Annotated in this window: 12 protein-coding genes; 3 read left to right on the top strand and 9 right to left on the bottom strand. The window is 40.5% G+C overall.

Annotated elements, in window-relative coordinates; translation table 11 throughout:
• Positions 1 to 122 precede the first annotated feature (122 nt).
• Positions 123 to 1,889 carry an ATP-binding protein gene (locus PQ478_RS11845; RefSeq protein ID WP_289234365.1) on the top strand — a complete coding sequence of 589 codons (1,767 nt, stop codon included), beginning with the start codon at positions 123 to 125 and terminating at the stop codon, positions 1,887 to 1,889.
• A 72-nt stretch (positions 1,890 to 1,961) separates the two neighbouring features.
• Here PQ478_RS11845 and PQ478_RS11850 read toward each other — a convergent pair whose 3' ends face one another.
• Positions 1,962 to 3,464 carry a glycine betaine uptake BCCT transporter gene (locus tag PQ478_RS11850; protein WP_289234366.1) on the bottom strand — a complete coding sequence of 501 codons (1,503 nt, stop codon included), beginning with the start codon at positions 3,462 to 3,464 and terminating at the stop codon, positions 1,962 to 1,964.
• Between the two features lie 325 nt (positions 3,465 to 3,789).
• The gene (locus PQ478_RS11855; RefSeq protein WP_012959022.1) at positions 3,790 to 4,542 is read right to left on the bottom strand and encodes an SDR family NAD(P)-dependent oxidoreductase; all 753 of its coding nucleotides are present in this window, start codon (positions 4,540 to 4,542) and stop codon (positions 3,790 to 3,792) included.
• Between the two features lie 177 nt (positions 4,543 to 4,719).
• Between PQ478_RS11855 and PQ478_RS11860 the strand changes: the two genes are divergently transcribed.
• Positions 4,720 to 5,667, top strand: coding sequence for an arsenic resistance protein (locus PQ478_RS11860; protein WP_289234367.1), 948 nt, complete (start codon positions 4,720 to 4,722; stop codon positions 5,665 to 5,667).
• Positions 5,668 to 5,735: 68 nt separating this feature from the next.
• On the opposite strand, the gene PQ478_RS11865 is transcribed toward PQ478_RS11860, so the two are convergent.
• From PQ478_RS11865 to PQ478_RS11895, 7 genes are all read right to left on the bottom strand, one after another.
• A complete protein-coding gene (locus tag PQ478_RS11865) occupies positions 5,736 to 7,067 on the bottom strand; it encodes a 2-hydroxycarboxylate transporter family protein (RefSeq protein WP_289234368.1) in 1,332 nt (443 codons plus the stop codon).
• A gap of 31 nt (positions 7,068 to 7,098) precedes the next feature.
• Complete coding sequence (locus PQ478_RS11870) at positions 7,099 to 8,289, bottom strand: NAD(P)-dependent malic enzyme (protein WP_289236974.1); 1,191 nt, start codon at positions 8,287 to 8,289, stop codon at positions 7,099 to 7,101.
• A 130-nt stretch (positions 8,290 to 8,419) separates the two neighbouring features.
• The gene (locus PQ478_RS11875; RefSeq protein WP_289234369.1) at positions 8,420 to 9,127 is read right to left on the bottom strand and encodes a response regulator; all 708 of its coding nucleotides are present in this window, start codon (positions 9,125 to 9,127) and stop codon (positions 8,420 to 8,422) included.
• The gene (gene dcuS, locus PQ478_RS11880) at positions 9,120 to 10,718 is read right to left on the bottom strand and encodes a DcuS/MalK family sensor histidine kinase (protein WP_289234370.1); all 1,599 of its coding nucleotides are present in this window, start codon (positions 10,716 to 10,718) and stop codon (positions 9,120 to 9,122) included. Before dcuS ends, PQ478_RS11875 begins: the two co-directional genes overlap by 8 nt.
• A 147-nt stretch (positions 10,719 to 10,865) precedes the next feature.
• Positions 10,866 to 12,143 (bottom strand): Y-family DNA polymerase, encoded by a 1,278-nt coding sequence (locus PQ478_RS11885; RefSeq protein ID WP_289234371.1) that lies wholly within the window; start codon positions 12,141 to 12,143, stop codon positions 10,866 to 10,868.
• A gap of 364 nt (positions 12,144 to 12,507) precedes the next feature.
• Entirely contained in the window at positions 12,508 to 12,924 is a 417-nt protein-coding gene (locus PQ478_RS11890) for a universal stress protein (RefSeq protein ID WP_289234372.1), read from the bottom strand.
• A 71-nt stretch (positions 12,925 to 12,995) separates the two neighbouring features.
• Entirely contained in the window at positions 12,996 to 14,456 is a 1,461-nt protein-coding gene (locus PQ478_RS11895; protein WP_289234373.1) for a SulP family inorganic anion transporter, read from the bottom strand.
• 324 nt (positions 14,457 to 14,780) lie between these two features.
• Here PQ478_RS11895 and PQ478_RS11900 point away from each other — a divergent pair, with 324 nt between their 5' ends.
• Positions 14,781 to 14,963: a helix-turn-helix domain-containing protein gene (locus PQ478_RS11900; protein ID WP_012959032.1), complete on the top strand. Its 183-nt coding sequence runs from the start codon at positions 14,781 to 14,783 to the stop codon at positions 14,961 to 14,963.
• Positions 14,964 to 15,151: the final 188 nt, after the last annotated feature.

Genomic DNA, 15,151 nt, shown 5'->3' on the forward strand with positions numbered 1-15,151 from the left:
GTCATCCATGTTTGCAAATATTTTTTATAATAAACAGAAAATTCAGTCCTTTTAAAGGGTATCTTTGCTCTTATGTTGAATACTATCAGCAATGACTAGTAAGAAAGGGTGAAGTTTTAGTTATGAAAAATATGACAACTCTACAACTGTTCTTAGACCAGAAGGATCGGGTTGAGCCCCTCCATATTTACTACACATTCTCAGAACGTCATAAATATATTAGAAACGCTCTCTACTTTCTTAGTTATGCACTTGAACATAATTTAAACGTGCTTTTTCTTGAAGAAGATACTGTCTATCAAGAAATAAGAGTTCAGCTTCTCAAAACCTACTCTTCTGAAAAAGTAGATACAATTATGTATCAAGATAGCATGCAATTTTATCTCAATGGGAAACAATTCGATGCAGACCGTAACTCAGAGCATGTTTTATCGCTCTTAACTCCCCTGCTTCAAAAAGGAGAACATATATTAATATGGGGTCAAGTACTTTTCCCAAGTGAAAACTCTCTATCTCAACTTAGACAATATGAAATGAACTGCGATAAATTTATTTCGGAAAAACATATTACCAGCGTATGTGCTTATAATGGCCTTACCATTCCTGCTTATGTTCAAACGGAGCTCCTCAAAACACATAAATACTTTATGACCGATGATGAAGTAACCATATCAGGTCTATATCAACGTGAACACCTTCAAAGTTTTTCAGATCATGATAGAAAACGCATAGCTAATATTGAGCGAAAAAACAGACAGCTTATTCATGATAATGAAAACTTATGTGAAGCCTATGAAATAATCGCTAGAAAAAAGAAAGACTACTGGAAGCTACTAAAAGAATTGCCTATCCCCATCTTAATCTCTAAAGATGATACCCTTGTGTATGCCAACGAAAGAGCCCTCGCAGACTTAGAACTTCCACCTTTTGAAAATATAAAAGGGGAAAGTATTTTTAACTTCATTCATTTTACAGATCATTTCCTAGAACAAAAATGGATAAATACCTTGCAATCGAATCAAGAATTTGAAATGAAAGAAGTTGAATTGAAGCTAGAAAATGACTCTATTAAAACGTTTAAGCTTAAATCAATCTTTACTTGGTATAAAGAATCTGAGTCTATTCTGCATGTATTAATTGATTTAACTCCATATAAATTATTAGAAAAGAAAATGATTCGTGCTGAGAAGCTAAATTTAGCTGGTCAGCTCGCTGCTGGGATTGCTCATGAAATTAAAAATCCTCTCACATCAATTAAAGGCTTTTACAAGCTGATCAAATATGGAATGGGCAAGGAAAAGTACTTTAACATTATTGATGACGAGCTTGACCGGATTGAACAAATTGCTAACGAATTTCTTATCTTATCTAAACCTCATTCAGATATCTTTAAAATTCATTCCATTTCTAGAATTATCGAAGAAGTGAAAACTCTCCTTGAAACACAAGCCATCATTAAAGGTAATGATATTATTACATCTTATCCCGAAGAAGAGCTGCTTATTAAATGTGAGGAAACGAAAATTAAACAAGTATTTGTGAACCTCTTAAAAAATGCTGTAGAAGCAACAAAAAATGGTCATATTTATGTTACGGTGAAAAAGCAGCTTGATTTTGTTGATATCATCATTCAGGATGAAGGCTGCGGAATCTCAAAAGAAGCTTTATCAAAAATATCTGAGCCTTTCTTCACGACAAAAGAAAAAGGCACAGGCTTAGGCTTACTTATTTGCGACAAGATTATCGAAAATCATAACGGAATGAGATCAATTGAAAGTACAGAAGGCGTTGGTACTACTTTTACAATTACATTTCCTTTAACAAAAGGACAACAGACTTATATTCCTGTAGATCCAATCCTATATAATGACCTTTCTACCCATGTTTAAAACAAATTTGAGTAATTAAAATTTAAAAAGGGGCTTGCCCTATTTAGTAATAGGTAAGCCCCTGCATTCTTATTAACTCACTTTTTTCTTCTTCAATTCAACAGTTGGATTCGCACCTAAATCTTTTAATTCTTGATTCAGTGCTTTGACTAATCCGTACGTCATCAAAAGAACAATGAACGTTAGCGGCAAGGCACTGACGATAATCGCTGTTTGCAGTCCTTGCAAGCCTCCTGACACCATTAGAACACATGTTGCAGCAACTAAAATAATGCCCCACGTGACTTTAACCTTATTAGACGGGTTAAGCTTTCCGCCGGTAGTCATCATACCAAGTACAAACGTTGCCGAATCAGCTGATGTCACAAAAAATGTGGTGATTAGGGCAATTGTTAAGAATGATAACAAAGCACCTAACGGCAGCTGCTGGTATACATAGAATAATGCTGTCTCAAGAGACTGACTAGATACAGCGAGTCCCTGTGTCAACTCTAAAAACATTCCTGTCCCGCCAAAAACGGTAAACCACATTGCACATACTAGTGATGGAACCAAAATAACGGCTACAGTAAATTCTCTAATCGTTCTTCCTTTTGAGACTCTGGCAATAAACATACCGACAAACGGCGTCCATGAAATCCACCATGCCCAGTAAAAGACGGTCCAGCCTTGAGTCCAAGCTGCTTCATTTTCATCAAACGGAGATAAACGTAAGCCCATTTGCATTAAATTCTGCATGTAGCTTCCAAGACTCGTGGTAAACATATTCAGTAAAAATAAGGTTGGTCCTAAAATAAGCATCGCAGCAAATAATACAACTGCGATTGACATATTCGCATTACTTAAGTATTTAATACCTTTAGAGATTCCTGTATTGGCTGAAACAATAAAGAGAACGGTGATAATCCCCATAATCAGCATTTGAATGCCGAATGTATTAGGTATTCCAAATAGATATTCAAGCCCGGCATTAATTTGCTGTGATCCAAGTCCAAGCGATGCTGCTACACCAAATAATGTAGCGAAAACAGCAGCAACATCAACCGCATGCCCAATTGGCCCTTTCACTTTATCACCTAATACGGGATACAGGGTTGCACTCATTAATCCCGGTGCGCCTTTTCTAAATTTTTGATAAGCCAGCGCCATCGCAACAACAGCGTAGATTGCCCAAGCATGAAGGCCCCAATGCAGCCATGTATAACGCATACCCATAATAGCGGAAGCTTCTGTGCTTCCTTCTCCCATCGGAGGTGCAGAGAAGTGAGCAATTGGTTCTGATACTCCGTAAAATAACAGCCCTATTCCCATCCCTGCTGAAAACAGCATTGCAAACCAAGTAGGACGGCTGTATTCAGGTTTAGAATCAGGCGCTCCTAATTTGATCTTTCCGTACTTACTAAAAATCATAAATGCTGCAAACAGCAGGAAGAACGTCGCAACAAGCTGATAAAACCAACCAAATGATTCAAGCACAAAGGCTTGAGCGATATTCATTGCCTCACCTAACTGTTCTGGAATTAACGCACCGATTAATACAAAAATGACGGCAATTCCAACTGAAATCTTAAACACTATCCTGTCGTCTTTAATAGTCAACACTTCCTATTCAATTATTTTTTCCCTATCGTCAATGAAAACACTTTACTATTTAACCACAAACTTGATGTTGATTTAAAACGTCGTTCGTATGGATAAATCGTGATATGCAGTGATATACTATAGCAATCTAGTATTAGGATGGAGATCTTAACTATTCCGCTAGATTCGTAACAAATCCTTATGTTTCCTCAATAATTTTAGGATTTATTGGAAGAGTTTACAGCGGTGGCGCTTACATCATTCTAATTTTAATGAAAAAAGCAGTCCATACCCTGATGACATGGACTGCTTTTATGCATTAAAATTTAGTATTCGTAAAGCCTCCATCAATTCTAATGACCTCACCGTTGATATATTCTGCTTTTGACGTCAGCAAAAATGTGACCAGTTCCGCTACTTCTTCTGGTGTTCCAAGCCGTTTTTGCGGGATGCCGCTTTCTGCACTTTCTTTCATTTTCGGATTCGCTTCAAAATAAGACTTCACCATAGGCGTTTCAGTAGGTCCTGGAGCAATCGCATTTACCCTGAGCCCGTCTTTTGCATACTCTGCGACCAGACTCTTCGTTAAGCCGACGATCCCATGCTTTGTTGCTGAATAGGTGACAACCGTATCCTGCCCAATTACGCCAGCACTTGAAGCAGTGTTGACAATCGAGCCGCCTCCATTTTTCAGCATTACTTCTGCGACATATCGAATGCCATATAAAGCACCGAGCAAGTTAATTCCGACAATCTGTTCAATTTCCTTAATATCAGTCTCAAGAAAATACGCTCCGCTTCCTGAGATTCCTGCATTATTGAAAAAATAATCAATCGTGCCAAAATACTCTATCGTCTCATCTACATATCTTTTCACATCTTCTGCTTTTGAGACATCTGCTTTAATAAAAATCGCATCCTGGCCGAGTTCTTTAACCGCTTCAACTGTTTGATTACCACCTTCATCACTTACATCGACAACTGCAATATTTACCCCTTCTTCAGCTAAACGAATTGCACAAGACTGACCTAACCCGCTGCCGCCGCCAGTAATAACCGCTACTTTACTCACATACATTCCTCCTGTCATTTACTATGTACAAAATTGGACCACATTTTTCCTACTACCATACAATACCCTGTTTGGATAAAAAATATCATCGACTGAAAGAATTTTTCCCCTGACTTGATAAACTCTGAATATGGTAAAATGAACTTTACTACCTCTTGAAAAGAGTTGTCATGTTGAATGAGTGTTATTGAAAAATTATATTCCATCATTATTTTAGCGGCGGTTATCCTTGGCTTAAGCCTAGGTCAAGTCGATCTGATACGTATTCATGCTGAGAGTCTTATTGTTCCTTTTTTATTAGCCATGCTCTACATCACCTTTTTACAAATACCGCTTGATCAATTGAAAAAAGCGTTCAAAAACATCAAATTCACATCAACCTCACTCTTGCTGAATTTTGTCTGGACACCTGTTTTTGCTTGGTTATTAGCAATGATTTTTTTAAGTGATCATCCTGCACTCTATATTGGTTTCATCATGTTGATGGTGACACCTTGCACAGATTGGTATTTAATTTTCACAGGCATTGCAAGAGGAAATGTTGCCTTATCTACCGCAATCCTCCCCTTAAACCTACTGCTTCAAGTAATGCTGCTGCCTATCTATTTATTGCTGTTCGCAGGGTCAACTGGTGTTGTGGAGGTTAGTTTTTTAGTAGAAAGTGTGCTGGTTGTGTTGATGATACCTCTTATACTGGCTGTTATGACGAATTTCCTTTTAAAAAGGCATAAAGGACTCCAAGAAGCGATACTAGTAAAGCTAAGTCCCTTGCCTATTCTCTTGTTGAGTCTCGCGATTATGGCGATGTTTGCTGCACAGGGACAATTGCTGCTTCAGAACTTAGAATTGCTATGGATCATTTTCGTACCGATCCTCCTCTTCTTTATTGTAAATTTATTTATCTCTCAAAAAGCGGGCAAGCTCCTTAAGTTTTCATACAGCGATTGCGTGAGTTTAAGTTTGACGACACTCGCTAGAAATTCTCCGATTGCTTTGGCAATTGCGATGACAGCCTTCCCCGATGAGCCTTTCATTGCACTGATACTTGTGATCGGCCCGCTGATTGAGCTTCCTATTCTAGCAGGGATCTCACAAGTGTTGTTGTGGAGTTCAGCTCGAAATTAGCTTTTTAAAGCCCTAAAAACACCCTCGCTTCTTGCTCGAATCGAGGGTGTCTCATTTATTCTATAAGCTTAAACGAGCAGCGGTATAATCAATCCGGCTAAAAGAAGGATGAGCGCGCCGCCAAGTCTTGATGCAATTTGTGCAAAAGGCATTAACTGCATGCGTTTAGCTGCAGATAAAACGGCAACGTCTCCCGTACCGCCCATATTGGCCATACATAAACCAGCTGAGATTGCAGACTCGATCGGATAGAATCCAACTAAACGACCAAGTAATGCTGCTCCTAACACTGCTCCGAAAACCACACCCGCAACAAGTAGAATATACTGCAGGCTTAGTGCGGCTAAGACTGAATCAAGATCCGTGAAGGCTACCCCAATTCCGAATAATAAAGCAAGCGTCCATGTTTTTGCGACAAATTGATACCACTGGCTTGCTCCTTCAACGACTGTTTCAGGAATAAGATCAAGTATTTTCACCAACGCGACTAACATAATCATTAACGCATATGGGTGAAGCGGAATAAATGCTCCTAGCAGATGCCCTAATGCAAAGAATAAAAGAGCAGTTAGAAGTCCGATACCCATTTTAGAAATATCAAAGCTTGACTGTTTTTCTTCAATTTTAAATCCTGGAATCAACTGACCATTTCCAGATAAAGACGGCATTTTATTTCCAAGCGAGTTTAACAGACTCGCAAAAACGATTGCAAAGACATTTCCGAGTGCGAGTGCCGGCACGAGAATTGAAATATAATAGCTCGGAGGATTCCCTAAAAACTCAGAATACACCTGCGCCATTGGGATTGCCCCAGCCCCCATGCCGCCGCCTAAGATTGGCAGGGCGATTACTAACACAGCATCTTGAACGGAAAACCCAATTAAGAAACCTACAATCCCGGCAATCACCATTGCACCGATGACCGCTCCAAAAATCGGTACAAAATAACGTACGCCTATTTTGACTAGCACTTTTGAATTCATTCCTAGGATACTTCCTGTAATTAACGCAGCAATATAGAAATCAAGAAATCCGCCTGTTGTCATAAATTCATCGACGCCTGTAATCACACTTTCAGGAAGGAGACCAGCATACACCATATATGCCGATCCAAAAATTGCAACAATCGCTCCCCCGCCTAAATACGACTTAATAATTGGCAGCCTGTCACCAATCCAGCCAAGCGCCTCTCCTAAAACCACCATTACTAGAAGACTTCCAATCATTCCTGTTGGCAGGTTTCCTGTATATAGTGTCACTAGTGTAATCGCTAAAAAAACAGCAAACCAAATTAGCGGCAGTCCCATAATTTTGAGTTGGTCTTTTCTTTTCCTATCATACACTTTCAGTTCGTTTGCAGTTAATTCTTCTGTGTGAAGTTTCTTTGCTGATTCTCCCATCTCCTGCACTCCTCTCTACTCTATCTATGCTCTAGCTCGTTTTCACTGCTTGCTTCCTTGTTTTTAAAGCTTCATCTGCTACTGATTTCGCAACAACGTCAGCGACTTGCTCGTTAAGTGCATGCGGAATGACGTAATCAGGCGCGAGTTCTCCTTCTGGTATAACGTTCGCGATCGCATAGGCTGCAGCAATTTTCATCTCAATAGTAATGTCTGTGGCTCCTGAATCAATCGCCCCTCTGAAAATTCCTGGGAATGCGAGGAGATTATTAATTTGATTCGGATAATCTGAACGGCCGGTGCCGATCACTTTTGCTCCTGCAGAAAGCGCCTCTTCGGGATATATTTCTGGGATCGGATTTGCCATAGCAAAGACGATCGGATCAGCTGCCATCAATTTGACCTCTTCAGCTTTTAAAGCAGCGGGACCAGAGACGCCAATAAAGACATCCGCCTCAACGATCGCATCCTTCAAGCGACCTTTACGATTCTGTTTATTAGTGAGAACTGCCATCTCTTTTTGACTAGGATTAAGCCACGCTTCATCTTTGTGAACGATTCCTTCTAAGCTGACAAGAGTCAGATCACGAAAGCCTGCTTCAAGCAGCAATTTAGCAATCGAGATGCCCGCTGCCCCTGCGCCGTTAATGACGACTTTAACCTGGCTCATATGCTTGCCCACCACTTTCAAACTGTTCAATAACCCTGCTAATACGACAATCGCTGTTCCGTGTTGATCGTCATGAAAAACAGGAATGTCGAGCTCCTCTTTCAACCGCTTTTCAATTTCAAAACAACGCGGAGCTGAGATATCTTCTAAATTAATTCCGGCAAATGTCGGTTGCAGCGCTTTCACAATTGCCACAATTTCATCAACGTCTTTTGTATCCAAACAAATAGGGGAAGCATTAATATCTGCAAACTTTTTAAACAGCATACACTTGCCTTCCATCACAGGCATCGCTGCTCCAGGTCCGATATCACCCAGACCCAAGACAGCGGTTCCATCAGTGACAACGGCTACTGAATTCCCTCTTGAAGTTAAGGTGTTCAGCTGTTCAGGATTTTTCTCAATTTCCTTGCATACATCTCCTACTCCGGGTGTGTAAACAAGGCTGAGATCAGATTCAGTATGGATATCTATTTTGCTCACCATTTCAATTTTACCTTTATGTTCTCTATGTAGTTGAATGGCTCTCTCACGAAGATTGCTTTCAGTCATCATGTTTTCCCCCTTGGTGTAATCGGTTTCAATAATCTTGAACCTAAGTCTATACTCATCACATCAAATCGAATAGTTTATGAAAGATAAGTAACCTTTTGTAATTAAAAAAAGCAGCCATAACGGCTGCTTATACTAAATCTTGAAAAGACGATTTCGTTAAATTTCTATTCACGTATACATAATATGGTCTTCCGATCGCTCCATACGTCATTCTCTCTGCCAAGGCCCCAATCTCTTTTAAATACTTAATGTATTTTCTGACAGAAACACGTGAGATTTGTACAGTTTCTGCTATTTCATCCGTTGTAAAGGGTTGATTTTCTTTATCGACAATCGCTGCTGCTATCACCTGAAGCGTATTCGGAGTAAGGCCTTTTGGCAGCGTCATATTCTTTTTCTCATGTTGGTGAAGAATGCTTGCATCTAATTCTTCTTGCTTTAAAGACTGCTGGGCCGTGAGCAGACTGTGCTTTTCACGATAGGTTGTTAATGCTTTATTAAAGCGTTCAAATTCAAACGGCTTAATAATGTAATCAACTGCCCCGTACCTGAGCGCCGTTTGAATACTATCCACATCGTCTGCAGCTGTAACTAGAATTACATCCACATTGTAAGCCGTTTCTTTACGAATATATTGCAGCAATTCAAGCCCATTTTTACCCGGCATATAAATGTCTAGTAAGAGCAATTGTACATCGTTTTCCTCTAACAGCTGCTTCGCCTCATCGAAGGATTTTGCCAAACCTGCCAGTTGAAAGCCTTTTATTTCTTCTACATATTGTTTATTAAACGATGCAACCATTGGATCATCATCTAAAATAAGTACGTTAATCACTGTCATTCTCCTCTGCATCATATGGTATATCAATCATAATCGTTGTTCCTGCACCTACGACCGTATCGATCGTCAAGTGACCAGAAAGCTGATCAATACTGTCTTTAACGTTGGCTAAACCGTATCCGCGCCCTTCTCCTTTTGTAGAGTAGCCTTTAGTGAATATTTCTTTCAATTGTTCAGTCTTAATGCCCGGACCTGTATCCTTCACTTCTATGTGCAATTTTCCCCTTTTTACTGCAAGAGTCATTTCTACTTTTTTAAACGGTGACTCAGCAACAGCTTCAATCGCATTATTGATCACATTTCCGAGGATTGTAATCATCTCATGCACCATTTCTTGATCAGGCGATTTATGAATAGGTGTCTGACTTTTTATGGTCAGGGTAACACCGCATTCTTTCGCATAGCTTAATTTACCTAATAGAAAACCTGATAAGACAGGGTCTCGTACGTGTTGCACTTGGCTGATTTCATGACTTTTGTGATCGACTAATTTCAGGATAAACTCCTTTAACTGATCATACGCCCCAATCCGAAGCATCCCTAAGATCACATGCAGGTTATTTTTCACCTCATGGGATTGTGAGCGAAGAGCTTCGACATACAGCTTTACTCCAGTTAATTGCTGCGCGAGCTCTTTCACTTCTGTTTTATCACGTAATGTCGAGATCGCTCCAATTACTTTATCATCAACGATAAGCGGCGCACGATTCACAATGAAGGACATGTCATTAATAACAAGCTCATCTCCTAGCTCTGCCCTGCCTGTCTTAAGCACTCGTTCTAGTCCTGTCATAGGCAGGAACGAAGCAATATCAACTCCGATCGGATCTTCTGTTAGTCCGGCTCGCTTTAACAACTTACGAGCAGATTTATTAACGAGCGTTATTTTCCCCTCTTCATCTACGGCAATAATCCCTTCATGTACCGATTCAAGCATCGCATTCCGCTCTCCTAAAATGCTTGCAATCTGTTTAGGTTCAAGGCCGTATAATGTTTTCTTTATGTATCTTGCCATAAAAAAAGCCCCGAGAACCCCAGCCAGCAAGCCAAACAGCGATCCTAGCAGAATATTTCTGTGGTTCTGGTTAATCATCTGCTCAATATATTCAAGCGAGATCCCAACGACTACAGCCCCAATTTGTTCCCCCTCATCATCTAAAACGGGTGTAAAGGACCGAAGTGAAGTAGTTAGAGTTCCTTCGGAGATTGAGCTATACTCTTGATTTAAAAAGACCTCTTTCTCATCACCGCCTTCAAACGGTTGGCCGACCATCTCCTCATTTGGATGGGAATAACGGATACCGTTCATATCTAACACGACCACAAACAGCACCTCAGCAGAGCTTCGTACACGATTCGCATATACTTGTACGGCATCTGTTTCTTGGTTTTCTAACCCGCTTATCACAATATCAGAATCAGCAACAATCCTAGCTGTCGTAAGAGCCTTCTCTTCTTCATAACGCATGCTGTTCTCATTAATCGACCTTGAGACTAAGAGGTCTGTGATAAACAAAGATAATAAAACGACCATACATACAAGCAGCAGAATCACGGTACGAAGCTTTACTTTTCTCATCAACATTCTAACCCTTCTCTCAAAACATCATTAGTTGATATTGTAACGGTTGTTTCTTTTTTTAGAAAGATTCAACTTGAGAAAGTTTCTTATCGTTAAAGTAATTGAAGCTAAACAACTCCCGGATATCAGAAGATCCCGAGAGTTTCTCACTTACTTTTTATGTCCGGCGATCAAGCCGCTCCTATGTCTCGTTGTCCCGCCTTTTGTATACGAGCTTGCACGAAGAATCGCTGTTGCCCCGTACTTTTCTCGAATTGAATCCATCACATAACCAAGCTCCCGCTTACGAGTCACTTCTTCCTCATCTACAAATAGAGATAACTGGCGCTCGGTATCCGGCTGTACTTTTGAAAGGGCCACATACACCTGCCTAACCGTTTCCCCATGATAATGTTTGTTTAAAAGTTTTAAACAGGCATTGTAAATATCGAGCGTGCTGTTTGTCGGCTCATCAACTGTGAGCTGCCGGGAAAACCCTCCCCCGCCTTCGTTTTTACTATAGCCTAGACCAAGGCTGATCGTTCGGCCTGCTGCTCTTTTCTTCCTTGCACGGCGCACAACCTCCTCACACATTTCAAGAATGACCGTTTTAATTTCTTCGGTCCCGACATAATCTCTAAGTAAAATTTGGCCGACGGAATAGCTTTTCGATTTGATTTTTGCTGGCTTATGAATGTCACTGACATCGATTCCCCACGCATGCTGATACAACTGCTGTCCCATCACTTTGCCGAATTTAAATTCAAGACGTTTAAGAGAGGAATTCGCAAGCTGTGCGACCGAGCGGATTCCCATATTCATTAATGTTTTCTCATAGCGGCGCCCAATCCCCCACATATCTGATAATGGCTGAATTCTCCACAGCTTCGTTTCAACGTCCTCATAATCCCAGTGGGCAAAATGATCCTCCTGCTTTTTAGCTTCGATGTCTAAAGCTACTTTAGATAAAAGCATATTGCAGGAAGATGAGCCGACAGCAAGCGTTAATCCGAAGCATGATTTAATCGACTGCTGCAGCATACGTGCAAACCCACGCTGATTCTCCCTTCCTTGATGACGCTTTGAGGTAAGTTTAATAAATGCCTCATCAATCGAATACACAAAGATGTCCTCTGGCGGAACATATTGTTCCATATGTAATGTAATCTCGGTCGAAATTTTTAAAAACTCCTCCATTTCCGCGTTCACAACGACGATATCAGGATCTTTTGGAATCTCGAACAGCCTTGAACCAGTTTTGATGCCCATTTCTTTTAATTTAGGTGTCGCCGCAAGCACCACGCTTCCGTTACGTTTTGTATCTCCAACGACAGCAAGCTTTGTTACAAACGGGTGCAGACCAAGCTTCACAGCCGACACACTCGCATAAAAACTCTTTAAATCACAGCATAAATAAGACTGTTTAGGGAATGCTTCATAATTGAACATCCTACTTCCCCCTTTTTCTCTCTTTAAGCTTATTATACACGAACAAACGTTCTTACAAACATAAAATATTGGTCGGCTGGGTTGAGGGATTATGAGATGTGATTCGATTGCGTCAGTGTAAGCAGAAATTGCGTGGATGCTGCAGCTGATTTTGCAAGTGTTTGGCTTTTTTGCGTCTGTTTGAGCATTAATTGCTTCTGTTGGTCTTTTATGCGCCGATTGGAAGGGGAATTGCGTGGGTGCAGATGCGAATTGCGTCGGTGTCAGGCTTTATTGCGCCTGTTCGCTTTTAAAGGCCTCACACAATCCACTTCAAAACAAAAAAGCTGATACTACACTCAGTATCAGCCTCTCTACCACCTATTCACTTCACAATCATGACCGGACATTCCACTCGCTTCGCCACTTTGTGGCTGACGCTTCCGAGCACCATGGTCTGAAGGTTATTTAACCCGCGGCTGCCAATGACCAAGCACTCATATTCACCTTTATTGGCAAAATCAACGATTGTCGGGCCCGGCTCTCCGCGTAAAACGTGGATCGTGCACGAGATTCCTTCGTCTTCAAAAAGCTCTGCGATCCCTCTAACTTTCTCTTTCCTTGCATAGTCCATTTCTTCTTTACTCGCATGATGCAAAACGTCTTGTCTAGAAGATGAACCGCTTACAACATAGACAATATCAACTTTTCCCTTTTTAGGATCTACTAATGTTCTTGCCTCTTTCGCAGCTCTGAATGAGTGCTCTGAACCGTCTGCAGCTAATAGTATATTGCGATACATGTTCATTCCCCTTTTTTATTTATTAAAAGGTTGATTGCAATCTCTTACAATCAACCTCTCTTTTTAGATGATTAATGTCCAGATGCTTTAGATAAGCCTCCGATGCGTTCTTTTAACTGTTCGCTTTCGCTGTTAAGGCCAGCGTAGCTCACTTTAATATCATTTTGTTCAAATTTTGATTCAATCTTGTCAAACGCACCAATTGCTGAATCATCCCATAAATGAGCTTCTGACAAGTCAAGAACAACTTCCTTTATATCTTCTTTGTAATCAAATTTATTAATTAAATCTGTTACCGAAGCGAAGAAAATTTGCCCTCTGATGCGGTAGATCTTCTTAGCACTCGTCTGTCCTCTAATTCCTTCGACATCTACTTTAGAAATTTTCGCAGCAAAGAAAATTGCACTTAACAGGACACCGGCAAATACACCGATGGCTAGGTTATGAGTAACAACAACCGTTGCAACCGTAACAACCATAACAATCGCATCTGTTCGTGGCAGTTTATTGATGTGACGGATTGAGCCCCAGTCAAATGTACTGATTGATACCATGAACATAACCCCGACTAATGCAGCCATTGGAATTTGAACAACAAGACCACCTAATACCAAGATCAAGAACATAAGGACTACACCTGCAACAAGTGCTGATAAACGCCCGCGTCCGCCTGATTTCACGTTGATCACCGATTGACCAATCATGGCGCAACCAGCCATACCGCCGAAGAAACCAGCTACAATGTTTGCAATCCCTTGTCCGCGGCTCTCTTTATTCTTATCACTTTCCGTATCTGTCATATCATCAACAATATTCGCCGTCAGTAATGATTCAAGGAGACCAACGATCGCTAATGCTAATGAATAAGGAAGGATAATCATGAGTGTTTCTAAATTAAATGGGATTTGCGGAATTAAAAACATTGGCAGTGCTTGCTGCAGCGCACCCATATCTCCTACTGTACGAACATCGATGTTCATAAAAATAACAATAGCAGTAATCGCTACAATCGCTGCTAAAGCTGATGGCACAGCCTTTGTTACACGCGGCAGTAAATAAATAATCGCAAGTGTTGCAGCAACTAAGGCATACATTACCCATGTCGCGTCTACAAATTGGTCAAGCTGAGCCATAAAAATGAGAATTGCTAGAGCGTTTACGAAACCAACCATGACCGATCTAGGCACAAAACGCATAAATCTAGCAAGCTTGAAAACCCCAAAAATAATTTGAATGATCCCCGTTAAGATTGTGGCGGCAAGTAAGTATTGCAGCCCATGCTCTGCTACAAGTGTAACCATAACAAGCGCCATAGCCCCTGTTGCAGCTGAGATCATACCAGGTCGTCCACCTACAAAAGCGATCACTACAGCAATACAAAAAGATGCATAAAGTCCTACCATCGGGTCAACACCGGCAATGATAGAAAAGGCAATTGCCTCTGGGATTAATGCTAGAGCGACAACGAGTCCTGCGAGCACATCTCCCCGTACATTACTAAACCATTCTTGCTTAATTGATTCGATATTCAATTTAGCACCTCTTTCTATTAAATTGTTAAACTGTTTTTGCGACTTTCGACTCTCACGAAAGCCAAGGTCCGTTTTCAACAGAAAGAATCATACCACAAAGTTACATAAAACCTAAAATCCGATGTAAGCGGGAACAAATATACTTTTTATCGTTCAAACATCCGATTTCGTCCATATTCTCTTCTTTTGAATGAATCACCTTTTAATTACTTTTGAATTAAACCATTTATAACTGAGTATAAATATCTCTAATGTATAGGCACAAAATCGAATTATATAGTATGATAAAAGGAAGGTTAGCTTTGATTCGGAGGGACTTATCGTATGGAGAAAGAGATTATGACGGTTACTCAGGTCGCTGAGTATTTACAATTAAGTGAAGTGTCTACGTATAAATTGGTTCAGGAAGGAAAGATTCCTGCTTTTAAGATCGGCAGACATTGGCGCGTAAAAAAAGAAGACTTGAATGAATTTATTGAACGATTGAAAAAAGGGGAACGGATTTAAGATGTAACGAGACCTTGCTAGTAGTGTTAATGACTACTTGCAAGGTCTTTTTTAAGGTGAATGTCAGCAAAGGTTATAAAAGTAGAATTGCGTCAGTCTTCTGCTTAATTGCGCCTGCTACAAAGGTGATTGCGCGGGTGTTTTGCTTTATTGCGCTGGTTCAAACGTGTATTGCGTCAGTTGGCTTT

Origin of the sequence: Alkalihalophilus pseudofirmus (genome assembly GCF_029094545.1) — a bacterium.
Taxonomy (GTDB): Bacteria; Bacillota; Bacilli; order Bacillales; family Bacillaceae_D; genus Alkalihalophilus; species Alkalihalophilus pseudofirmus.

Coding starts and splice junctions, on each gene's coding strand:
- PQ478_RS11845 (WP_289234365.1), top strand. CDS start 123: ATGAAAAATATGACAACTCTACAACTGTTCTTAGACCAGAAGGATCGG.
- PQ478_RS11865 (WP_289234368.1), bottom strand. CDS start 7,067: ATGGGAGAATCAGCAAAGAAACTTCACACAGAAGAATTAACTGCAAAC.
- PQ478_RS11890 (WP_289234372.1), bottom strand. CDS start 12,924: ATGTATCGCAATATACTATTAGCTGCAGACGGTTCAGAGCACTCATTC.
- PQ478_RS11860 (WP_289234367.1), top strand. CDS start 4,720: ATGAGTGTTATTGAAAAATTATATTCCATCATTATTTTAGCGGCGGTT.
- dcuS (WP_289234370.1), bottom strand. CDS start 10,718: ATGTTGATGAGAAAAGTAAAGCTTCGTACCGTGATTCTGCTGCTTGTA.
- PQ478_RS11870 (WP_289236974.1), bottom strand. CDS start 8,289: ATGACTGAAAGCAATCTTCGTGAGAGAGCCATTCAACTACATAGAGAA.
- PQ478_RS11900 (WP_012959032.1), top strand. CDS start 14,781: ATGGAGAAAGAGATTATGACGGTTACTCAGGTCGCTGAGTATTTACAA.
- PQ478_RS11885 (WP_289234371.1), bottom strand. CDS start 12,143: ATGTTCAATTATGAAGCATTCCCTAAACAGTCTTATTTATGCTGTGAT.